At 71.5% G+C, this 22,367-nt stretch carries 10 protein-coding genes and 5 pseudogenes; 2 read left to right on the top strand and 13 right to left on the bottom strand.

What is annotated here, in order from left to right; all coding sequences use genetic code 11:
* Positions 1–20 precede the first annotated feature (20 nt).
* The 9 genes and pseudogenes from SALPAC3_RS0123545 to SALPAC3_RS29515 all read right to left on the bottom strand — a co-directional run bounded on the left by SALPAC3_RS0123545 (position 21) and on the right by SALPAC3_RS29515 (position 17,062).
* Complete coding sequence (locus SALPAC3_RS0123545; RefSeq protein ID WP_018223630.1) at positions 21–3,335, bottom strand: non-ribosomal peptide synthetase; 3,315 nt, start codon at positions 3,333–3,335, stop codon at positions 21–23.
* Positions 3,332–4,066 carry a DUF6875 domain-containing protein gene (locus tag SALPAC3_RS0123540; RefSeq protein ID WP_018223629.1) on the bottom strand — a complete coding sequence of 245 codons (735 nt, stop codon included), beginning with the start codon at positions 4,064–4,066 and terminating at the stop codon, positions 3,332–3,334. Before SALPAC3_RS0123540 ends, SALPAC3_RS0123545 begins: the two co-directional genes overlap by 4 nt.
* A gap of 5 nt (positions 4,067–4,071) precedes the next feature.
* Complete coding sequence (locus tag SALPAC3_RS0123535) at positions 4,072–5,427, bottom strand: FAD-dependent oxidoreductase (protein WP_018223628.1); 1,356 nt, start codon at positions 5,425–5,427, stop codon at positions 4,072–4,074.
* Entirely contained in the window at positions 5,424–8,678 is a 3,255-nt protein-coding gene (locus tag SALPAC3_RS0123530; protein ID WP_018223627.1) for a non-ribosomal peptide synthetase, read from the bottom strand. The genes SALPAC3_RS0123535 and SALPAC3_RS0123530 overlap by 4 nt, the downstream gene beginning before the upstream one ends.
* Positions 8,675–9,160, bottom strand: a pseudogene (locus tag SALPAC3_RS29290) (lantibiotic dehydratase); the annotation flags it as partial. The gene SALPAC3_RS0123530 and the pseudogene SALPAC3_RS29290, both read right to left, overlap by 4 nt.
* A 336-nt stretch (positions 9,161–9,496) precedes the next feature.
* Positions 9,497–13,162: pseudogene (locus SALPAC3_RS29285) on the bottom strand (amino acid adenylation domain-containing protein); the annotation flags it as partial.
* A gap of 267 nt (positions 13,163–13,429) precedes the next feature.
* Positions 13,430–15,139: pseudogene (locus SALPAC3_RS29280) on the bottom strand (condensation domain-containing protein); the annotation flags it as partial.
* Positions 15,061–15,270, bottom strand: a complete 210-nt coding sequence (locus SALPAC3_RS0123520) for an MbtH family protein (protein WP_026185846.1) — start codon at positions 15,268–15,270, stop codon at positions 15,061–15,063. The gene SALPAC3_RS0123520 and the pseudogene SALPAC3_RS29280, both read right to left, overlap by 79 nt.
* Before the next feature lie 235 nt (positions 15,271–15,505).
* A pseudogene (locus tag SALPAC3_RS29515) lies at positions 15,506–17,062 on the bottom strand (ISL3 family transposase).
* Positions 17,063–18,347: 1,285 nt separating this feature from the next.
* On the opposite strand from SALPAC3_RS29515, the pseudogene SALPAC3_RS28940 reads away from it, so the two are divergent.
* Both SALPAC3_RS28940 and SALPAC3_RS28080 read left to right on the top strand, forming a co-directional pair.
* Positions 18,348–18,962, top strand: a pseudogene (locus tag SALPAC3_RS28940) (hypothetical protein); the annotation flags it as partial.
* 393 nt (positions 18,963–19,355) lie between these two features.
* Positions 19,356–19,676: a hypothetical protein gene (locus SALPAC3_RS28080; RefSeq protein ID WP_157632337.1), complete on the top strand. Its 321-nt coding sequence runs from the start codon at positions 19,356–19,358 to the stop codon at positions 19,674–19,676.
* 452 nt (positions 19,677–20,128) lie between these two features.
* On the opposite strand, the gene SALPAC3_RS0123505 is transcribed toward SALPAC3_RS28080, so the two are convergent.
* From SALPAC3_RS0123505 to SALPAC3_RS29270, 4 genes are all read right to left on the bottom strand, one after another.
* Positions 20,129–20,767, bottom strand: a complete 639-nt coding sequence (locus SALPAC3_RS0123505) for a hypothetical protein (protein WP_018223624.1) — start codon at positions 20,765–20,767, stop codon at positions 20,129–20,131.
* 209 nt (positions 20,768–20,976) lie between these two features.
* Entirely contained in the window at positions 20,977–21,354 is a 378-nt protein-coding gene (locus tag SALPAC3_RS0123500) for a hypothetical protein (RefSeq protein WP_018223623.1), read from the bottom strand.
* Entirely contained in the window at positions 21,351–21,788 is a 438-nt protein-coding gene (locus SALPAC3_RS0123495) for a hypothetical protein (RefSeq protein ID WP_018223622.1), read from the bottom strand. Before SALPAC3_RS0123495 ends, SALPAC3_RS0123500 begins: the two co-directional genes overlap by 4 nt.
* Positions 21,789–21,796: 8 nt before the next feature.
* Positions 21,797–22,126 (bottom strand): hypothetical protein, encoded by a 330-nt coding sequence (locus SALPAC3_RS29270; protein WP_332308198.1) that lies wholly within the window; start codon positions 22,124–22,126, stop codon positions 21,797–21,799.
* Positions 22,127–22,367: the final 241 nt, after the last annotated feature.

Below are 22,367 nucleotides of genomic sequence, written 5' to 3'. Positions count from 1 at the left end.
GCGCTCCCGGTCGGCGCCGGTCACTCCTGGCCACCCAGCAGCGCCCGCAGTTCCTCGTCGGAGAGGTCGGCCACCTCGTGCCGGAGGGCGGCGACGGCGTCGACCTGACCGGCGACCGGTTCGGTGGCGCGCAGCACGCCGGCCAGCGCGGCGATCGTCGGTGCCTCGAAGAGGACCCGGATCGGCACCTCCATCTCCAGCGCGGTGCCGATCCGGCTCAGCGCCTGCGCGCCGAGCAGCGAATGCCCACCGAGGCGGAAGAAGTCGTCGTGCACGCCGATCCCCTCGACCCGCAGCACCTCCGCCCAGATCCCGGCGAGCACCTTCTCCAGCGCGTCGCGGGGGGCGACCCGCTCCGCTCGCCGGTCGGTCCACCGGACGGCGGGAAGGGCACTCCGGTCGACCTTGCCGTTGCCGTTGAGGGGCAACGCGGCCAGCGGCACCAGGGCGGCGGGCAGCATGTACTCGGGCAGCCGGCCGGCGAGTCCGGGTCGGACCCGGTCGGCGAGGGACTCCGGGTCGACGCCGGGCGCGGGCACGGCGTACGCCACCAGTCGGGTGTCGCCGTCGCCACCGGCCCAGGTGCTGACCACCGCGTCCGCGACCAGGTCGTGGCTGCGCAGCAGGGCCTCGATCTCGCCCAGCTCGATCCGGAAACCCCGCACCTTGACCTGGTGATCGACGCGGCCGAGGAATTCCAGCCGGCCGTCGGTGCGTTGCCGGGCCAGGTCACCGGTGGCGTAGAGCCGGGCGCCCGGCTGGTCGGCGAACGGGTCGGGAACGAACCGGCCGGCGGTCAGGCCGGGCCGGCCGTGGTATCCCCGGACCACCCCGGAACCACCGATATGGACCTCGCCCACCACGCCCACCGGCACCGGCTGGCGGGCGTCGTCGAGCAGGTAGATGCGGGTGTTGGCGATCGGCGCGCCGAGGTCCACCGCGGCCGGGGCGGGTGGCACGACGGTGGCCGCGGACCAGACGGTGGTCTCGGTGGGCCCGTAGCAGTTCCACAGCGTCGCGCCGTCGGACAGCAGGGCGTCGGCGAGGTCCCGGGGCAGGGCCTCACCGCCGCAGAGTCGAGTCCGCAACGCCGTCGGTACGCCGCCGGAGGCCAGCAGCAGCCGCCAGGTCGCCGGGGTCGCCTGCATGGCGGTGATCCCCGCGTCGTTCAGGCGACGGCGCAGCGCCGGGCCGTCGCCCACCTCGTCGGCACCGACGACCAGCAGCGGAACGTCCAGCAGCAGCGGCACCAGCAGCTCCAGCACCGAGATGTCGAACGACAGGGTGGTGACCGCGGCGAACCGGTCCCCGGGCGTCAGGTCCAGGTCGTCGTGGAAGGAGGCGACGAGGTTGACCACGCAGCGGTGCGGGACCGCCACCCCCTTCGGCCGGCCGGTCGAGCCGGAGGTGTAGATGAGGTACGCCAACCCGTCCGGGTGCGACGGCACCGTCGGGATCGGTTCGTCGGGGGCCGGATCATCCGTGTCGTCGTCGAGGAGCACCGTCACCGAGCCGTCCAGCACCGCGCCGAGGCGCGCGTGGACCGCCCGTTGCGTGAGGACGACGCGGGTGCCGGAGTCGACGAGCATGTGGCGCAGTCGCTCCGGGGGAAGGCCGGGGTCCAGCGGCAGGTAGCCGGCCCCGGCCCGCCAGACGCCGAGCACGGCCGCGACCATGTCGACGCCGCGGTCCAGGCAGAAGCCGACCGGGGTGTCCGGGGCGACACCGGCGCCGAGCAGCCGGCGGGTGATCTGTCCTGCCCGCCGGTGCAGCCCGGCCCGGTCCACCTGCCCGTCCTCGCCGGTGACGGCTGGCCGGTCGCCGGGCTCGACGGGATCGGTGGGGAGCAGGTCCAGGACGGTGGCGACCGGCGGTGCGCCCCGGTCCGTCTGGTTCCACTCGACCACGGCACGCCACCGCTCCACCCCGCTCAGCAGCGGGATCCGGGCCAGGGCGAGATCCGGGTCGGCGACCCCCGCCTCCAGCAGAGTGCCCAGGTGCCGGGCCAGGCGGTCGATCGTGGACGCGTCGAACAGGTCGGTGTCGTACTCCAGTGCCAGCCGCAGGGTGCCGTCGGAGGCCGTCTCGGCGGCCAGGGTGAGATCGAATTTGGCGGTGCCGCTGTCGACCTCCAAGGAGGCGACGGTGCAGCCGGTGAGCCGGAAGGCGGTGTTCGGGGCGTTATGCAGGATGAGCTGGGCCTGGAAGATCGGCGCGTGGGACATGCTGCGGTCGGGTTGCAGTTCCTCGACCACCCTCTCGAAGGGCACCTCCGCGTTGCCGAGGCCGACCAGGGTGGCCTCCCGCACCCGCGCGACGAGTTGCCGCAGGGACGGGCGGCCGGCGGACGACACCCGCAGCGCGAGAGTGTTCACGAAGAACCCGGCCAGCCGCTCCAGGTCGGGGTGCTCCCGGCCGGCGACCGGAGTGCCGACCACGATGTCGTCCTGCCCGCTGTGTCGGGACAGGACGGCCTGGAAGGCGGCGAGCAGGGTCATGAACAAGGTGACCCCGTTGTCCCGGTTGAACTCCTCGACGCGCGCGGTGACCGACGCCGGGACGGTGAAGTAGTGACAGGCGCCCCAATATGAGCGGACGGGCGGGCGGGGCCGGTCGGTGGGGAGACTGAGCAGGGCCGGTGCCCCACGCAGGTGTTCCACCCAGTAGTCGAGTTGCCGGCGCAGGGCGTCGCCGGCCAGCCGGTCGCGCTGCCAGACGGCGAAGTCGGCGTACTGGGTGGGCAGGTCGGGCAGGTGGGCGGGGGTGCCGGTCGACACGGCGGCGTACGCGACCTCCAACTCCCCGAAGAGCACCCCGATCGACCAGGCATCGAAGACGATGTGGTGGACGCAGAACGCCAGGTGGTGGCGGTCCGCCCCGGTCCGGACCACCTGCACCCGCATCAGCGGGCCCCCGGCCAGGTCGAACGGCTGCCCGGACTGTTCCCAGACGAGCCGGGTGGCCTCGGCGTCGCGCCGATCCGCCGGGAGGCTGGTCAGGTCGACCTCGGTGAGGTCCACCTCGCCGGTGGGCCGGACCACCTGCACCGGTTCCCCGCCGGACTCGTCGAACGTGGTGCGCAGCGCCCCGTGCCGGTTGACGATCGTGGTCAGCGCGGTGCGCAGCGCCGCGACATCCAGCGGGCCGTGCACCCGGTAGGCGACCGGAATGTTGTAGACCGGCACCCCGCCGGTGAGCCGGTCCAGGAACCACAACCGCTGCTGGCCGAAGGAGGCCGGGTGGCTGCGGACCGCCCGGGCCCGTTCGGTGAGCAGTCTGGCCAGCAGGGCCCGCTTGCCGCCGGCGGCGGACGCGGTGGAGTCGGCGGTCGTCATCGAACCCCCTGGTTCGTGGTGTCGTGCAGAATCTGGACGTCGGTGGAGATTCCGGGTATCGGAAGGCCGTGCCGCTGGGCCGCCACCGCGACCTGCCGGCGCAGCGACGCCGGGCCGTTCTGCCCGAAGTGCCGCAGGTAGCCGGCGAGGGTCACCGGGTCATCGGCGAGGAACGGCAGGTCACTGGCGACCATGTGCCGGACCACCAGCATCGGCACCGGGCCGCGCAGCGGCCGGAACGCGGTGTTCCACAGGCCGCCCTTGGCCGGCGGGCCGTCGTGGAACTCGCCGAGCATCAACCCCTGCTCGGTGTAGTCCGGCTTGAGCCGCGCCTGCGTCCGGTCCACGGCCTCCCGGGCCACGTCGGGCGGGAGGTCGGGGAGGGTGAGCAGGATCGTCTTGAACTGGGCGGGTAGACCGGCAAGCGGTTCCAGACGGCGGAACCAGTCCCGGTAGACGGCGAGCACCTCGTCCAGGCCGGCCTCGTCGACGGTGTCCCCCCGGTGCACCGCCAGATAGAACGTGTCCCGGTCCAGGGAGCCCTGGACGAAGGGACAAACCGGGCCCTTGCGGCCCAGTTCCGGGTGGGGTTCGCAGAGGTACTCGCGGGCCCAGTCGACCACCGCCCGCAACTGGTCGACGATCCCGGTCAGCAGCGGGTGCAACGGCTCAGCGTGCAGGTCGGGATCGGTGAAGAGGATCTGCTCGGGGAAGTGCGGCTGGGTCAACAACCCACTCACCGCCCGGCGGACCGACGCCGGCCCGCGCGCAGCGTGGTGGCGGCGAGAGCGGCAGCCAGGACGAGACCGGCACCGGCGCCCCGCAGGATGCGGTCCTGCCGGTCGGCCCGGGCCAACGCGTCGGCGTACGGGGCGGTGGTGTGCGCGACCATCGCGTACAGCGGCACCCACCGACCCGGCAGCAGCCGGGCGAGGGTCCGGTCGGCGGCGGCGGCGATCGTGTACCCGAGCCGGTGCACCCGGCCCCGCAGGTCCTCGAAGTTCGCCGCGGAGAGGTCGGCGAGCACGTCGGTGTGCGGCTTGCGGGCCGCCTCGAACGCGGCGAGCGCGGAGGCCCGGTCGGGGTGCTCGGCGAGGCAGCGGTCGAGGACCGCGCAGTCCTCGAAGGCCGAATTCATGCCCTGTCCGTAGAACGGGTAGACGGCGTGGGCGGCGTCACCGATCAACACCACCCGGTCGGCGTGCCGCCAGGGGGCGGTGCGGACGGTCACCAGGTGGCCGACGGGGTGGTCGGCCACCTGGCGGGCCAGGTCGGGCATCAGGTCCTCCGCGTCGGGGAAGTGCCGGCGGAAGAAGTCCACCACCGCCGTCGGGGTGTCGAGGGCGGCGAAGCTCACCGGCCCCTCGTGGGCCATGAAAAGCGAGCAGGTCAGCGAGCCGTCCCGATTGGGGTGGGCGACCATCAGCCCCTCGTGGCCGGGCCAGACGTGCAGGGCTTCCAGCCGTACCCGGGGGCGGCCGTCGTCGCCGACCGGGATCGTCAGCTCCTTGTAGCCCCAGGGGAGGAACTCCTGGGCGTAGTCGGCGCGGAGGCCGTGCTGCATCTGTTGCCGGACGGCGGAGAAGACCCCGTCCGCGCCGACGACCAGGTCGGCGCGGACCATGGCCGGCTCGCCGCCACCGGTCGGCGCGACCCGCACCGTGGCGGTCTCCCGGTCCAGGTGCACCATCCGGCTGCCGAAGTGGAACCGGACACCCGGTTCGGCCTCGGCGGCGTCCACCACCCGCGAGATCAGTTCCTCGCGGAGCACCGAGTGGAGGATCTCGTGCTCGCGTACCCCGTAGGGCTGGAAGCGGACGGTGCCGTCCGGCGAGTGCACCACCCGGCCGCGCATCGGCACGCTCTGCTTGAGCACGTCGTCGAGGAGACCCACCCCGTCCAGCGCCCGCATGCCCCGGGCGGACAGCCCCAGGTTTATCGATCGCCCACCCGGGCCGGCCAGTGCCGAGCGGGGGTCGGGACGTCGCTCGTGGACCCGCACCTCGTAGCCCCGACGGGCGAGGTGCAGGGCGGCGAGGGAACCGGCCAGACCGGCCCCGACGACGACCACACGTTCTCTGCGCTCGGTCACGCACCCTCCTCGGCGATCAGGGTGTCCAGGAGTTCGTCGACCTCGCTGTCGGATAGGTCGTCGAGCGAGGCGAGTAGGTCCTGCGGCGTCGGGCCGACCGGCCCGGTCCGATCCGGCCCGGCGGGGGTCCCCGCGGTGTTGCCGACCTCGACGGCGAGTTCGGCGACGGTGGGCGCGGCGAAGAGGCTGCGCAGCGCCAGGTCGACGCCGAAGGTGGCACGGATGCGGGCGATCAGCCGGGTCGCGGTGAGCGAGTGGCCGCCGAGGGCGAAGAAGTTGTCGTGCACGCCAACCTCGGTGCGGCCGAGCACGTCGCGCCAGAGCCCGACGAGCTGCTCCTCGGTGCGGGTGCGGGGTGCGGTCGGCCCGTTGCCGGTGGTTTCCCGCCAGGTCGGCTCGGGCAGCACCCGCCGGTCCAGTTTGCCGCTCGTAGTGCGGGGCAGCGCGCCGAGCAGGACCAGGGTCGCCGGCACCATGTAGTCGGGCAGCCGACGGGCCAGGTCGGCCCGGACCGCCGGCCAGATCGACGCCGCCTCGGCGCCGGGCGGATCGGTGACCGCGTAGGCGGCGATCCGCACGTCGGCCCCCGCGCCCCAGGTGGTCACTGCGGCCTCCCGGACGGCCGGATGGTCGCGCAGCGCCGCCTCGATCTCGCCCAGTTCGATCCGGAATCCCCGGACCTTGACCTGCTGGTCGGCGCGGCCCAGGTAGTCGAGTCGTCCGTCGGGCAGCCGGCGGGCCAGATCGCCGGTGGCGTAGAGCCGGCCGCCGGGGCGCGGGCCGAACGGGTCGGGCCGGAACCGGGCGGCGGTGGGGCCGGGGCGGCCGTGGTAGCCGCGCGCCACCCCGGCGCCGCCGATGTGGATCTCTCCGACCACGCCCTCGGGGACCGGCTCGCCCGCGGGGTCGAGCAGGTGGATCCGGGTGTTGGCGACCGGGCCGCCCAGGTCGACCGGGACGGAGTCGCCGACCGCGCCGACCGAGGAGTAGACGGTGGTCTCCGACGGACCGTATGCGTTGACCACCCGGGCGCCGTCGACGCGCAGCGCGTCGGCCAGGTCGCGGGGCAGCGCCTCGCCGCCGCTGATCCGCAGGCGAACCCCCGCCGGTACGCCGGCCGACGTGACCACCATCCGCCACGTCGCCGGCGTGGCCTGGAGCACCGTGACGCCCCGGTCGACGCAGGCGGCGCGGAGCGCGGCGGCGTCCCGCGCGGTCTCCGCATCGAGGACCTCGATCCGGGCCCCGGCCAGCAACGGCAGCACCAGCTCGACCAGCGAAATGTCGAAGGCCGGGGTGGTGATCGCCGCGACCCGGTCGGCGGAGGTGAGCCCGAACAGCCGGTGGCAGCCGAGGAGGAGGTTGACCACCGCGCGATGGCTGACCGCCACGCCCTTGGGCACTCCGGTGGAGCCGGAGGTGTAGAGCAGGTAGGCGAGCCCGTCCGGGTGGCCGGTGACCGGCGGCGGGTCGCTCGACGGGCCGGTCGGGTCGAGCTGGTCGACGCGGAGCACCACCGGGGTGGTGCCGGCCGTCGCGACGGCGTCGGCGACGAGGGCCGCCCCGGCGGCGTCGGTGAGAAGCACCGGCGGGGCCGCGTCGGCGAGCATGCCGGCGAGCCGGGCCGGCGGCAGCGTCGGGTCCAGCGGCAGGTATCCCCCGCCGGCCCGCCAGACGGCGAGAAGCGCCGCCACCAGTTCGGTGCCCCGACCCACGCAGAGCCCGACCGCCACGTCCGGGCCGACACCGTGGGCGCGCAACAGGTGGGCGAGGCGATTGGCGCGGGCGGTTAGGTCGTGGTGGCGCAGGGACCCGTCCGGGCCGGCGACCGCGACCGCGTCCGGATCGGCCGGCGGAAACCGGTCGAGCAGTTCGCCGACTCCGGCTACGTCGGGCAGCGGCAGCTCGGTGTCGTTGCCGTCGCGCAGGATCCGCTCGCGTTCGGCAGGGTCGAGCAGGGGCAACTCGCCGACGGGTGTGCCGGGCCGGTCGAGGGCGGCGGTGAGCAGGGTGAGGTACCGCTGTGCGAGGTGGCGGATCCGGATCTCGTCGTAGAGGTCGGTGCGGTAGGTGATCCGACCGCGCAGCCCGGCCGGACGGTCCTCCACGGTGAGCGTCAGGTCGAACTTGACCGTGCCGTTCTCCCAGAGGCGGGGGGCGATCCGCAGCCCGGCCGAGGTGACGTCCGGGGTTGGCTCGTCGAGGGCGAACATCACCTGCGCCACCGGGGAGTGGGCGAGACTGCGGGTGGGGGCGAGCCGATCCACGATCCGGTCGTAGGGGACGTCCTGGCGGGCCTGCGCGGCGGTGGCCGAGGCGCGGGCCCGCGCGTGGACGCCCGCGAAGGACGGTTGGTCGGCGAAACCGGCCCGCAGGGCGAGGGTGTTGGCGAAGAAGCCCACCACGTCCCGGGTCTCGGGCCGGGTCCGCCCGGACACCGGGACCGCCACCAGCAGTTCGTCGGCGCCGGTGGCCCGGTGCAGGAGGATCTGGAAGCCGGCCAGGAGTCGGGTGAAGAGGGTGCCGTCCCGGCCGGCCCGCAGCCGTCGGGTCAGCTCGTCCGGAACGTCGAAGACCACCTCGGCCCCGGCGTCGGACTGCTCGGCCGGGCGAGGCCGGTCGGCGGGCAGGTCGAGCAGGGTGGGCGCGCCGGCCAGTTCGGCGTGCCAGAAGTCCACGTCGGCGTCGAACGCGCCCCGGTCGGCCTCCTCCCGTTGCCAGACCGCGAAGTCCGCGTACTGCACCTCGGGTGCGGGCAGGGCGGGGCGGGCGCCGGCCACCGCCGCCGCGTAGCCGGTGGCCAGCTCGCGGAAGAGGATCCCGAACGACCAGCCGTCGGCGACGCCGTGGTGCACCACGACGACGAGCACGTGCGCCCCGGCGTCCCGGCGGACCAGGCCGAATCGGGCCAGCGGGCCGGTCGCCAGGTTGAACGGCTCCCGGGCGGCGACATCGACCAGATCCCGCCAGGCCCCACCGGGACCGGCGTCGACCACCGGCAGGTGGACCGGCGCGGCCGGGACGACCACCTGGGCGGGATCCCCGTCGACCGCGGTGAAGTGGGTGCGCAGGGTCTCGTGCCGCTCGACCAGCCAGCTGAGGGTGGCCTCCAGCGCGGGCACGTCGAGTTGTCCGGTCAGCTCGACCGCCCAGGCGATGTGGTAGGTCACCGCCCCCGGGGCCATCTGGTCGAGCATCCACAGTCGACGCTGGGTGAACGACGACGGCACGATATAGGTTTCGGTGTTCATACCCCCGCCTGGTTACGGTGTGGAGGGGCCGGCCGCCGGTCGGCGGCCGGGGTCTCGGGGCCGGTTGACGCGGCGTCGACGGCTCCGGGCGTACGCGTGTCGACGGCGACGAGCCGCAGTTCCGCGGTGTGGCGCTGCCCCTGGGCGTCGGTCAGCCAGGCGTGTTCCGGGCCGGGCAGCATCTCGCTGCACCGCAGCGTGGCCGCCGGGTCGTCGGCGACGGTACGACGGACCGCGCGGGCGAGGACGTCCACCGAGGCGAGGCTGGCGAGGTCGAGGTGGAACGGTTTCGCCTCCACCGGGGTCTTCACGAAGAGGTGCCGGGGCAACCCGTGCTCCTGCTGCCACCGCCGGAGCCGCCGGAACCGCTCGCCCTCGTCGGTCAGCGTGGCGAAGTCCAGTTCCGCCGCGGCGAAACGCCAGCTCTCCCGGGCCAGCACCACCCGATCGACGGTGATCCGGGGCTGGTGGTCGGCGGGGCGGCGAAGGTCGAAGCGCTGCACCAGGTGCAGCATCAGCGGCTCGGCGAGCACCTCGGCCAGCGGCAGCCGGTAGCGTCCGTCCCGGCTGCTCACGGTCAGCACGCCGTCGACCGGGCCGAGGACGCAGTCACCGATCGGCAGCGACGTGGCCGGGTCGAGGCCGCAGCTGTCATGGCCGAAGACCAGTCGGACGTCCCGGTCGGTGACGAGCGCGTCGGCCAGCCGGGACGATGCGCCACCCACCTCCCCGGTCGCGGCGAGGGCGATCCGGCCGTGCGGCAGGTCGGCGGTGATCGCCGCCCGCAGTTCCCGCGGCACGGGGTGCTGGCCGACGAAGAGCGCCGCGCGGAGCGTGTTCACCCCCGGGTGCACCTCGCCGACCACCCAGTGAAAGTCGCCGCTGGCGACCGCCTCCGGCCCGGCGGCGGCGAGAAGCACGTCCGGGCTGTGCTGGTACGCGCCGACCCAGCCCGGCCGGGGCGCGGCGAACGCGGCGGCGACCCGCTGCCGAAGCTCGTCCGAGGTGGCGGTGATCCGGTGGTCGACCGGGTCGGGCAGGATCCGCGCCCAGCGGTCCTGCAATCCCCGCACGACCGGGGCGATCAATTTCTCCGGCGGGTCGAAGAGCAGGTCGTTGGCCCAGAGCCAGAAGTCGGCGAACGGAACGGTCGCCGCGCCGGTGCGGGCGACCAGTTCCCGGTACCGCTGCGTCGCGGCCCGCCGGAACAGCGCCGCCCCGGCGGAGGTGAACCAGCGGGCACTCTCCAACAGCAGGCTCAGCGCCGGCCAGAGGGTCGCGGTGAGGTCGGTGGAGAGGGTCACGTCGGTGCCCGAGGCGCACTCCTCGTAGACCAGGGTCCGCCCGGCGTACACCATGCCGGCCCGGCGGTTGGGCGACTGACCGGTGAGGGCACTGAACCGCTCCTCCAACGCCTCGACCGCCGCGCCCAGCCGGTCGGCGTCCCCGGCGGCCACGGCGACCGCGTCCCGGGCCCGGTCCAACTCGTCGAGGGCGGCCAGCGCCGGTTCGCGTACCGCCGGGTCGGTGACGGCCGCGAGGCGGGCGCGCAGGGCGCGTTCCGGGTGCAGGTCCTCCCTCGGCACCTCCAGCGACCAGGTGATCCGGCGGGCGTCCCGAAGTTCCGCGAGCAGCCGGTGGACCTGGTCGGGGTCGGTGATCCCGCTGCTCGGATCGGCGACCAGTTCGGCGGTGATCGCTCCGGCCGGTCGGGTGCCGTCACAGGCGCGCAGAAGTCGGGCGGTCACCGGGGGGAGAGGCACCGGTGCGGTCAGCGGCACGTGCAACTCGTCGCCGACGAGGGCGAGGAAGGGCATCCGCCGGGGCACCAACCAGGGGCGCAGCCCCGGGTCGCGGGTGGTGAGCGCCTCGGCCGTCTCGACGATCGCCCAGTTCTCGAAGTGGACGGTCCGGCTGGCGAGCGCCGCGGGGCCGTGCCGGACGGTCAGCGCGGGCACGCCGTCGTCGATCCGGGCCCACCCGACCGGGCCGAAGAAGCCGATGGTGTCGTTCTTGGCGCAGTACCGCTGGAGGTAGGTGGCGACGAGCGCCTCGTGCTGCCGGTGCCGCGAGTCGGTGGCACCAGGAGCGGCGGCGCGGAGGGGGTCCACCCCGGTGCACAGCGCATGCCGGTTCTGCCAGGTCACGGCGGCCCGGAAGAGCGGATCGGTGGCGGCGGCACGCAACGCCGCGGTGCGTCGCGCGCCGGCGTCGCCGTAGACCTGCCGGTAGGCGGCGAGCGCGGCCTCCCGCGCGGAGTGGGCGACCCGCAGGGCGGTGTCGGCCTGGAGCAGCGCGCCCCCGCCGACCGTGGCGGCCTCCGGCGGCAGCGGGTCCGGCGGGCCGTCCCGGCGCACCTGCCGGACCGCCCGGTTCCACCGGGCGCGCTCGCCGGGTGGGCTGGCCATGCGGGCCCGGCGCAGCGCCTCGGCGAGGTCCCGGCGGGCCTCGGTGAGCCACTGTTCGGCGGCCAGCACCGCGTCGGCGGCCTGGACCAGTTCCAGGTCACCGAGGGCGGTCAGCGTCCGCAGCGGGAAGCCGGCCGCGCGCAGGCCTACCCAGCGCCACAGCGCCCAGGGCCCGTCGACCGGCCGGACCAGGTGCGACCGGGTGAGGTCGACGGCCGGGTCGGTGGGTGACGACCGGTAACCGGCCCGATCCCGGCGGGTCACCCCGGGGCTCGCCGGTCGCACCCCGGTCGCCCGCTTGCCGAGCAGCCCGGCCAGCCCGGCGAGGGTCGGGTGGTCGTAGACGACCCGCACCGGCAGCTCGACGCCGAACCGGTCGGCGACGACGAAGGTCAGCCGGGTGGCGAGCAGCGAGTTCCCGCCCAGCACGAAGAAGTCGTCGTCCGGGGTGGACGGGGCGGTGCCGAGCAGGTCGGCCCAGAGGGCGGCCAGGCGCACCTGGACCGGGTCGGTCAGGTCGGCGACCGGATGGGCCGCCGGCTGGTCCGGCAGGGGCAGTGCCCGCCGGTCGATCTTGCCGCTGCGGGTCAGCGGCAGGGTCGGCAGGACCAGGTGGGCGGCCGGCCGGAGGTGGACTGGAAGCCGGTCAGCCGCGTACCGGGCCAGGTCCGGCGGGGTCGGAGCCGTTACGTCGGGGCGGGAGGTCAGGTACGCCAGCAGCCGGCGCCGCTCTCCCGCCCCGTCGACCAGGACGGCGGCGTCGGAGACGGCGGGGTGGGTCCGCAGCACCGCGGCGACCTCTCCCGGCTCGACCCGGAAGCCGCGGATCTTCACCTGCTCGTCGATGCGGCCGAGGAAGTCGAGAGTGCCGTCCGGCCGCCATCGGACTCGGTCACCGGTGCGGTACATCCGGGCACCCGGACGGGGGTCGAACGGGTCGGGGACGAACGCCGCGGCCGTCGCCGCCGGATGTCCGAGGTAGCCCCGGGCGACTCCTGCGCCGCCGGTGTGGAGTTCACCGGGCACCCCGACCGGCACCGGCCGGCCCGCCAGGTCGAGGACGTACACCGTGGTGCGGGGCACCGGCCGACCGATCGGCACCGGGTCCGGCACGGCTGCCGGGTCGGTCATCGGGTGCACGCAGGTGAAGGTGGTGTTCTCGGTTGGTCCGTACCCGTTGACCAGGACCGCACCGCCACGAACCCGCAGGGCCCGGCGGACCGCCTCCGGGGCGAGCACGTCCCCGCCAGCGAGGAGTTGCCCGACGTCGGTGAGGCAGTCCGGGTCGAACTCCACCAGCTGGTGGAAGAGCCCGGCGGTCAACCAGAGCACGGTGATCTTCTCCCGGCGGAGCAACCGGGCCAGCTCGACGAGGTCCGGCGTACCGGGCGGGGCGACCACGAGCCGCGCACCGGAGGTCAGGGCACCCCAGATCTCCAGGGTGGCCGCGTCGAAGGCGGCCGGGGCGAGGTGAAGGACCGTCTCGGCCGGACCCAGTCGCAGGTAGCCGGGCCGGTGAACCAGGCGAACCACGGCGGAGTGGGTGACGGCGACACCCTTCGGGGTGCCGGTCGAACCGGAGGTGAAGCTGACGTAGGCGAGCCCGGTGGGGTGCGGTCGCCGTACCGCGACGCCCGCCGGCGTGCCGGCGTCGGGGTCGTCCAGGCGGAACAGCCGGGTCGCGCCGGGAACCTCGGCGGTGGCCAGCACCGGCGGATCCCCGGCGGCGGCGAGCAGCTGCCGGGTTCGCGCCGGCGGGTCGGTGGGGTCGAGTGGCAGGTATCCGCCACCGGCCCTGAGCACGGCGAGCAGGGTGACGACCAGCTCCACCGAGCGGGGCAGGGCCACCGCCACCGGCTCGTCCCGGCGCACACCCCAGGCGACGAGACGACGGGCGAGGGCGTCGGCCCGGCCGGCCAACTCCCGGTAAGTGAGGCTGACCCCGTCGGCGCCGACCACCGCCACCGCGTCGGGTTGCCGCCGGACCACGGCGGCGACGAGGTCCGGCACGGTCGCGTCCACCGGGTACGCCCCGGACGGCACCGGATCGCCGACGGCGCGGAAGCCGGCCAACATGGCCCGGTCGGCGGCGTCGAGCAGGGGCAGCGCGGTGACCGGCCGGTCGAGCCCGTCGGCCAGTCCGGTGAGGATCACCGCGAAGTGACGCAGCACCGCCTCCGCGCCGGCCCCGCTGAGCCGGCGTCGGTCGTGGTAGAGCAGGGCCTTCAGCACCGGTTCGCCGTAGACGCAGAGGGTGACCATCGGACCCGGGTGCCGGTGGACGCGGGCGACCCGAGAGCCCCAGCCGGGCACCGTACGGCTCAGCGTGGTCTGCAGGTCGCGGCGCTCGTACATGAGGAGGGAGTCGAAGATCGGAATGCTGGCCGGCACTCCGCTCCACTGCTGGATCCGGGGCAGGGGGGCGAGCTGGTGCGGGCGGATCTCGTCGACCTGCCGGCGCACGTCGAGAAGCCAGTCCCGGACCGGCCGACGCGGGTCGACGTCGGTACGCAACGGCACCGTGTTGATCAGCAGGCCGAGCATCTCCTCGGCGCCGTCCACGGTGGCTCTCCGGCAGCTGCGGGTGTGACCGAAGACGACCTCGGTGAGTCCGGTGTGGCGGTGCAGCAGCATGGACCAGGCCGCGGTGACCAGCGTGCCGACCGGGACGCCGACGGTCCGGGCCGCCTCGTGGACGGCCGCGGTGGCCTCCGGGGTGAGCGTCCGGACCCGTTCGCCGACCGTGTCCACCCCGCGGGGCAGGTCGTCCGGCGCCCGGTCCCGCGGCACCGGGGTCGGCAGGGGCACGCCGGCCAGCCGGCGGGTCCAGAAGCGCTGGTCTCCGGTGAGCGGGCGCCGCGCGACCCAGACCGCGTAGTCGCGGAACGGTCGTCGCCCCGGCGGGTCGTACGGCCGACCGGTCCGGAGCGCGTCGTGGTCGGTGAAGACCTCGCCGAGCAGCATGTGGACCGACCGTCCATCGAGGATGGCATGGTGCAGGGTGACCGCCAGGGTGTGCCGGTCCGGCCCGTGGGTGAGCAGGGCGACCCGGGCGAGTGGGGCGATCGAGGGGTCGAAGCCGGCGGCGCGGTCGTCGGCGAGGAATCGGGCGAGCCGCTCGGCGTGGCCGGTGGACGGAGCAGCGGACCAGTCGTGGTGCGCCACCGGCAGGGTAACCGCCGGGCGGACCTCCTGCGCGAGGTCGCCGTTCGGGGACCAGACGAAGGCGGTACGCAGCACCGGGTGGCGCGCGGCGGCGTGTTGCCAGGCGGTTCGCATGGCGGTCGGGTCCAGCGGCACGGGCCAGTCGACGACGACCTGGAGGATGTCGACACCCGAGCGGGGCTGGTGTTCCCGGGTGAACAGCATGCCGGGCTGCAACGTCACCGTGTCGTAGCGGCTGTCCGGATCGACGGCGGCATCGAAGGGCGTTGCCGGCACATTGACTCCTTCGTGTCCGGCACACCGGACATAAAAACCTCTGGAACAGTCGGTAAGCAGGGAGGATCGAATTCCCGGCGCCCCGTTGCCGCGATGTGCGGAATTAACTGGGCCGGGGATAGCTAACCAAAAATTACGAGAGCAATTCGGATCTGTCAACCGGTCGGAATGTCCGGTCCGACTCGCCGACGGGTAGCCCGCATCCGATGAACTAATAGGATATTTCCGAGGCAATGGTAAATCGGCTCCCGCCCCCACCGATAGCCAGATCAGTGGGCAGAAGGTTGTGTCTTCCGCCGATACCTCCACCGATCCCACAGCGACGACACCCGCCGGTCGCGCGGCTGACCAGGACACCGGCGCGCAGGAGGGCTCGTCGCCCCTCGGAGGAGACGGGCGGCGGGCGCGACGGGGCGTCCCGGCACGCGCAGGGACCGCCAGCGGCACCGTCGCCCGCCACCTGGGCAGGCAAAACGACCGCGGACGTACCGGTTCTCCCGGTGCGTCCGCGGTCGTCGGTGGTGCGGTGGCGGTCAGCCCTGCACGGCCAGCCACTCCCGCAGGCTGCGCGGGCGCAGGTCGGTCCAGATCTCGTCGATATGCGCGAGGCATCTGGCCCGATCGCCGTCGAAGCCCGCCGGACGCCATCCGGCCGGAATCTCCGAGCCGATCGGCCAAATCGAGTACTGCTCCTCATCGTTGAGCACCACGTGATAGCGGCGCCGGTCCCCAGGCTCTTCCATCGACACTCTCCAAGGCGCTGTAGCCACAAGTTAGACCGACCAATATACCCTCGGTTCGGCCGGTCGGCGTTGACCGATCGGCGTCATTGTCTTGTCCGTTTGCTCATCGACAATAGCCGGACCGCGCGCAGGGGGTACGCCAGAACCAAACCGACGGACGTTCTAGGTGAATTCTCACACCCGGGGTCATTTTTTCGGCTCTGGCACATATTTTGTGATTGATCTTGGTGGCGGTTCACGAGTTGGTCAGGATGCGTTTGCGCAGGAGGTCGAGGTTCGCCCGGCCATACATCTGCCGCTTGATCGTCTTGATGCGGTTGATCTGGCCCTCGACCGGACTCGAACTCCAAGGCTGGGTGAGGCCGGCGACGACGGCGTCGCGGTCGCTGGCCAGGCCGGCGGTGAAGCCGCGGATTTCGGGGTATCCGGCGTGGCGGGTGCGGTCGATCCAGGCGTCGAGGTGCTGCCCGGTGCCTTGGTGGCGGACCCGCGGGCGAGGCTGGCGACGGTGTCGAGGTCCGGGCAGCGGCGGCGGGCGTCGGCGAGATTGGCGTGGTCGTCGTCGGTGAGTTTGTGGCCGGGGCGCATGATCCAGGCGGTGATCCGCCGGGCCGACGGCACCCAGACAGCGGTCGCAGGGGCAGGTCGGGTGCGGTTGATGGTGAGCCAGTCGCGCAGCACCCGCAAGCTGCCGTGGTAGCCGCGGGCCACGATCTCGGCGTGCAGGTCAGCGGTCTGGTGGATGCCGTCGGTGAGGCGTTGCCGTAGGTAGGAGTGGAATGGGGCGAGGACGCTGGGTCGGCTGCTGGAGTTCGGGCCGATCAACGCTTCGGCGGTGGCGGCGTGGGCGTACTTGCGGGCGGTTCTGACGTTCATGTCGAGGCGGCGGGCGGTTGCTTTGATCGACAGTCCTTCGGCTCGTAGGGCGTGCACGGCGGCGTGGCGTTGGCGGGTGTTCGTCGCCCGTCGTCCCGCTGCGACGGGCTCGTTGGCCGGTGTGGCCAGGGCAGATGGTGGTTCGGTGTGGGTGCGTAGGCATCGGCGGTGCCCGCGGATGACTTTCTCGACGGTGTCGCTGAGGTTCTTCAGCAGGTGCCACCGGTCGGCGACCTGGATCGCGTCAGGTGCCCCCTTTGCGGGCGCCGTCGGCATAGCTGCCGCCTCGATCGCGGCAGATGATCTGAACGCCGGGATGGTCGCGCAGCCAGGCGGCGAGGGTGTCTGCGGTGCGGTCGGGCAGAATGTCGATCGGTCGGCGGGTGTGCATGTCGAGCAGCACGGTCGCGTATCGGTGGCCCCGACGGCGGGCGAAGTCGTCCACGCCCAGCGCTGTCGGTGTCACCGGCGGCGGGTTGGGCATCCGGCGGATCATCCGGATCAACGTCGAGCGCGATACCGATGCCGCTAACCGATGCGCCAGCCGGCTGCCCGGTCGACCGCCCAGCGCCACCGCGACGGCTTCCAGGTCGCCCGCGGCCACGACGGTGTGACGGGCATGCCGCCGCGTCAGCCCGGGCACCTGCTCGACGAACGTCCGCCGTCCGCATCCGGCGTTCACGCAGGTGAATCGGCGGACCGTCAACGCGACCAGCACCTCATGACCACCCAACCTGACATCGGCCAGCCGCCGCACATAGCGGCCATGCACAGTGGTCGACCACACGCCACAGGCGCCACACCGTGCCCGCACCGTCTGCGTCGCCGCAGTGATCCTGACCCCGACGGCCCGGACCACCACCGCCTCCAACCGCAAGCCCATCAGGTGCGGCAGCAACGCCGGAATGATCTCCATCCCGGCAACCCAACCCGAACTACCGACGAGCGCGACTCACAAAATGTGTGCCAGAGCCAAGTTTGGGGCGGTGTTGACAACAGCCCGAACACCTCCGCAGGCCCAGCAACGACGACCAGCCCGCGCCGCCCGCCAGGCGTCCCCGCAGCAGCCGCAAACGCGCACCAAAGCAGTAAGCCAGCCGGACCAAGATCCTCGACCAAGATCCGACTGGCTTAAACTGCTCTACAGTTGGCCCTTTGAATCAGAGTAAGGCTACTCATCGCTCCGACAGCAGACAGGTCAATGCCTCCACCAACACCGTCGGCGTGCAGCACCCCGGTAGTTCTGAACCGCTGGCCGCCTGATGGAAACTAGGTGACGTCTGCGCTGCGCTGGCCGCGCAGGAGCGGGCCCTCGAACTCTACTCCCCCGGCGACTACACCGACTGGGCGCTCACCCGGCTCGACCGTGCTATCTGCCTGACGACAACGGGCGACGCATCCGACGCGCTTGACACACTGGCCGAGACGATCGGGAGTCTGGAAGGGGCAAAACGTCAGGGCATCATCGCTGAACGGGCGCGCTGCGTCCTCGACGCGTTGCCTCCGACGCAGCGCTCGTCCTCGACCGCACAAGACCTGGTGCCGAACTAGAGATTCAGGAAGCCCCGCCCGCACCACTAGTCGATTCGCAATCTATTCAAGTGCCATTCGCCGCGCCGGTTAAAACTCAGACTGATACTATGTGTATATGCACGCATACCCATAACCTTCACGGGCGAGGAAACCATTCTGCGTACCCCAGCCTTCGTTGCAATATCTCTTGCCATTTGAGCCCTTGACGCTCACAGCGGCATAACACGAACCTTTATTGGTATCCCCGGGGCAATTGCTGGACTTCTGTGCATAGATCGTACCCAGTGGGGCACTCGTAATCTTTGTTCTAGCCGTCATTTCCCAACTCCAGGTCGGGCATTTCACTTGGGTGTAGGACTCAATGTAGCTGTTCCAAGTCTGTCCAATCCATGCCGTTCCCGTGCACGGGTTTTGGTCATTAAACATCGTTACGGCAAAAGTCTTTGTACTTTCCCGCCTGTAGTCAGATGCATGCGCGGGACTTGCAAACACGAAGACCGCTGCCGCAGCGGATAGTACAGCCGTGAGAAAGATGGCTGATTTACGCGCTAATGATGTTGATCGAATCATGCTTCACCCTAGCATTACCTTTAGGCATGGTCAAGATCGCCGAATGGGTCGCCGACGTGCCGGCCGGGACAGCTCTTGCCCTGGGCATGACTCCCGATCGGCGCCCGTCGGAGGCGATGATCCGTCGGCTGTTGCAGGCCATGGACCCGCAACTACTGACCGCGGCGATCAGTGTCTGGCTCGCCGGCCGGGCCACCGCCTCAACGGCCGGCCGGGTGATTGACGTCAATGGCAAGACCCTGCGCGTGCGACACGAGGTCGCATGTGTCGGCGACACCAACAGGCCCGATCCGGCCGAGGCATCAGAGGCGTCAGAGGCGTCAGAGGCGTCAGAGGCCGAACAGCCACACCAACCTGCCGCCGCGCCTGACTTCGATGCGGCCAACCCGTACTCCGAAGCCCAGCCCATACCCAAGCTGGACTCACACGACCACGACCACGACCACGACGGCGAGGACTACGGCCCAGACGACGACGTGGACGACGGACAGGAAACCGACACAGTCAGTGGTGACCTCGCCCCGCTGCTACCCGCCGCCCGCGCGGCCCACGACGACCTGGTCCGCGAAGGACGTACCGTCAGCCGAGACGCCCTCGCTCACCACCTCCGCCGCGACGGCCACGCCATCCGCAACAACCGCGTGTCCGAGCTACTCAACGCGCTACGCCGTGAAGAGACGACCCGCAACGGACACCTGAAGGCGCCGGAATGACGCCAGTCCGCCCAGGTCAGAGCGTTCCGTGGTCGGGTGGTGTTCGCCGTTCGCGCTCACGAGACTTCCGAGGCAACGCGCGGCGGCGGGAAGGAGACAACAGGATGCGAATGGTCTCCTGAGCATCATCACGGCGATCCTGATCCTTGTGCAAAAGCACCGCTACGGCGCAGAGGAACACCGGATCAGCGCACTTTTTGACCAGGTATGGCCCGGAAGATAGACCTAAAAGGATCACGATAGCGCTGGGGTCATCTGGTATCCAGGACCACACGGGGCTGCTCCCTGACGAAGGAGGGAGCACACCTGTCAGACGACCAAGGACTCCCAACGGACAAGATCAATAGATGTCCGCAGGGACCCCGGAGCCCGGCTGCGATGACTCTCAGTAGAGTGATCGACACCGGGATCCTGCTCGTCGCGCACCACCACAGCCCTGTGATTGAGTCGACGTCGGTGGATCTCTCTACGCCGAACGAAGAACCGGTAGGCCCCGTCGCTAGCCACCGGCGCGTGCGCCCGCTTCGCGTTGATAGCGATGAGTCTGTCCTGGCCAAATTTGCCGGTTTTCGCCGTTGGTACATGTCGAGTCGAACTGGACTCGACGTAGAACTTCTGTTCGAAGGCAACGAACGAGTTCACCAGTTCACGGACATCACCAAACTGGCGCCAGCTCCGTGGTTGAAAATCTGGCCGACCACTGTGGTCGGGTAAGATCAGCACAGGCGCCTCGGCCCGATGCCCTGTGATTAGCGTATGGAGACGGGCGGACCGCTTAGACACCCCAACAAGCCGAGAAACGCGATGATAGACGACTTACCCGAACCCGCTGGAAGGGTAATAGCCGTGCGTGCTTCATTACGTGCGACCGCTAGTTTGAGCCGCCAGCTCGGGGTCGTCCGTGTCGCGAAGTGCGGCCGTCGCGGCGAGGTGTGTGCGGGACTGGAAAGCTGCGCAAGCCTTGCCAAGATCATGAACAGCAGCCATATGGGCCACTAGTCCCCAGGGACGATGGGCAGCCCCCTACAGGTCCGCTGACATGGAACAACTATAGATGACCACTTGGGTCTTATGCGGTAGGCAGGGGCGGCGGGCCCAGCCGATTTCACACGTGAGGCGTGGCCGGACGGGGGGCCGGCACGCCTCACGTGCTTGACCAGAGGAGTTTAGTCGCCCTCTGCCGCGGCGAGTAGCCGTTGAGCGGTGCGCTGGGGGATGCCGAGGCGTTGGGCCAGCTCGATTCCGAGACCGCGCCGGTCCCGCCCCTCGGCGCGGGCCTGTGCGAGGAGGTCTGTGGCGGCCTGCAGGCGTGGGTCGTCAGCGTATGGGTGTGGTTTGTAGGGGCCGGTGGTGCCGGGGGTGCGGCTGGTGGATTGCCGGCCGGTGCGTGCGTCGGCGTGTGCCCATACGGTGCGTCGGTACCAGTACCGGCGGATCCGTCCGCTGGGTAGTGCCTCGGTGTCGTCTGGGTTGTCGATCAGCTCGTGCGGCAGGTTGCGGTAGGAGGAGTAGCCGAGGATTTCGGCGGCGCCGCTGGAGGTGACGAGGTCGGTCGGGTTGCCGCTGCGGTCGACCTTGGTGAGCACGGCCTTCTTGTCGGTCAGGTGCGCGGCGTGGAACACCTCGATGTCGTCGCGCCAGAACCACTCCTGGCCGTCATGAACGAACGCGTTGGGGAAGCCGAATCGGTCGCGGTGCAGGTGCCAGTGGTTGACCGTGGAGCGTGCGGCGCCGGTGTGCGCCGCGACGCCTGCGCGGTCGAGTGCGATCCGTCCGCCGATGCTTCGTTGCGCCACGGCCGTCATCCTCTCAACCTCACCGATGCCGGGATCCGCTGCCCGGTCCTGCCGGTCGCGGTGGCGACGGGCAGGGCGTGGTTGTTGGCGGCTCTCGTAGGATGCTCGGCACGCCCGCCCGGGTAGAGGCTGTCGTCGGCCTGGATGGCCCGGCACCGGGCGAGGTGGCCGGCGGGAGTTCCACGCACCCTTGGGTGTGCCCGCCGGCCACCGACCATCTAGTTGTTCTTCGGCCGGAGTATCTGCCAGGCGACATGCGCCATCTGGCCGATGTTCAGGACGAGGAACTTGGTCCGTGTCGAGGGCCGTTTGAGCGCGCCGTACACGGTCAGGATCGCGGCGGCGGTGGTGCCGTCGATGATCACTCCGTCGATTTTGCGCATGTGTCCTCGCGCGGCCTCCCGAAGCGTCTCGATCAGTCGGGGGTCGCCTGCGGTGGCGTCGTTGGGTAGCTGGTCGATCCACACGAGGTCCGGGCAGTCCGGGCAATCGATGTGCACCGGGTCCTCGCCCACGCGGGTCACGGGGCCGTCGTCGGCGCCGCAGATCGGGCCGGGGTGTCCGCTGGCTTTGGCGTGCGTGTAGCCGTAGGTCATGGCTGCTGCCCGCCGGAGGTCGGGTTGGGTTCTGGGGCCGGGTTGGTGGTGGGTGGGTCGGGCAGGTGGGTCGGGTCGAGGGTGACGCCGAGGCGGGTGCGGGCGGCCTCGATCAGGCCGCTGGTGTGGTAGAAGATCTCGCCGCTGAGTTCGTCGTCGTGGTCGTGTGCGATGCGGCACGCGGTGATGAGTGACCGGCAGGCGGCGGTGAGCGCGTTGACGAGGGCGTCGTGGTCGTCGTCGCGGGGGCACGGTGTGATCTCGGTGGCGTAGTAGCCGTGTTCCTCTCCGGAGGGGAACCGGAGTCGGTACTGGTCGCCGTGCGGTCCGTCGGGCTGGGGCTCGACGGCGGTGATCGTGCCGAGGCGGTACTCGATGGGGTTGACGGGGTGGAGTACCCGGGCGGTGTCGTGCAGGTCCATCGTGGTCTCCATGGTCGTGGTCAGTGGGTGGGGTGGTCGGTTTCGCCGCCGCCGTTGATTTCGAAGGCGATGCGTTGGTCGCTGGTTTCGCTGGTGTCTGCGTGCAGGTACAGGTCGTCGGTGCGGCGTTTGACGCCGATGGAGACGCCGTGCAGGTCGAGCACCACGTAGGCGCTGCGGTCCCCGGCCTGGTGGTCTCGTGGGTAGAGACGCAGGTTCAGGTGGTTGACCGCCTCGATCAGAGCTGGCTCGATCGGCCCGGCGGCGTGCAGTGCGGCGCTGAGATGGCGGCCGTCCAGGATCACCGGTGATGCCTGGGCGTCACCCTCGTGTGGCGCATGTCCGTTCATGTCCGCGTTGCGCTCGGGCGTATCGGTTGCCGGCACGGTCGCAGGGTTGGAGGGGAAGGCGCCGAGGATGGTGGACAGGGTGCCGCCGAGGTGTTGGTCGGTGATCGCGGCGCAGGCGATCAGCGCGGCTCCGGCGACGACGGCCTGCGACGCGCTGTAGCGGACTCGCACGGCGCGGGAGCCGTCGTCGGTGATGGCGCGAACCTCGACCTTCCCGTTGTGCCAGGTGCAGACGGGTAGG

This window comes from Salinispora pacifica DSM 45544 (assembly GCF_000378845.1).
GTDB lineage: Bacteria > Actinomycetota > Actinomycetes > Mycobacteriales > Micromonosporaceae > Micromonospora > Micromonospora pacifica.
Note: the sequence above shows the minus strand (reverse complement) of the source record. Positions and strands in the feature narration are given on the sequence as shown.

What these genes read in the sequence shown, in the direction of transcription:
- SALPAC3_RS0123545 (WP_018223630.1), bottom strand. Translation starts at nt 3,335, where the DNA reads ATGACGACCGCCGACTCCACCGCGTCCGCCGCCGGCGGCAAGCGGGCC.
- SALPAC3_RS0123520 (WP_026185846.1), bottom strand. Translation starts at nt 15,270, where the DNA reads ATGGAAGAGCCTGGGGACCGGCGCCGCTATCACGTGGTGCTCAACGAT.
- SALPAC3_RS0123495 (WP_018223622.1), bottom strand. Translation starts at nt 21,788, where the DNA reads ATGGAGACCACGATGGACCTGCACGACACCGCCCGGGTACTCCACCCC.
- SALPAC3_RS0123500 (WP_018223623.1), bottom strand. Translation starts at nt 21,354, where the DNA reads ATGACCTACGGCTACACGCACGCCAAAGCCAGCGGACACCCCGGCCCG.
- SALPAC3_RS29270 (WP_332308198.1), bottom strand. Translation starts at nt 22,126, where the DNA reads ATGAACGGACATGCGCCACACGAGGGTGACGCCCAGGCATCACCGGTG.
- SALPAC3_RS0123530 (WP_018223627.1), bottom strand. Translation starts at nt 8,678, where the DNA reads ATGAACACCGAAACCTATATCGTGCCGTCGTCGTTCACCCAGCGTCGA.
- SALPAC3_RS0123505 (WP_018223624.1), bottom strand. Translation starts at nt 20,767, where the DNA reads ATGACGGCCGTGGCGCAACGAAGCATCGGCGGACGGATCGCACTCGAC.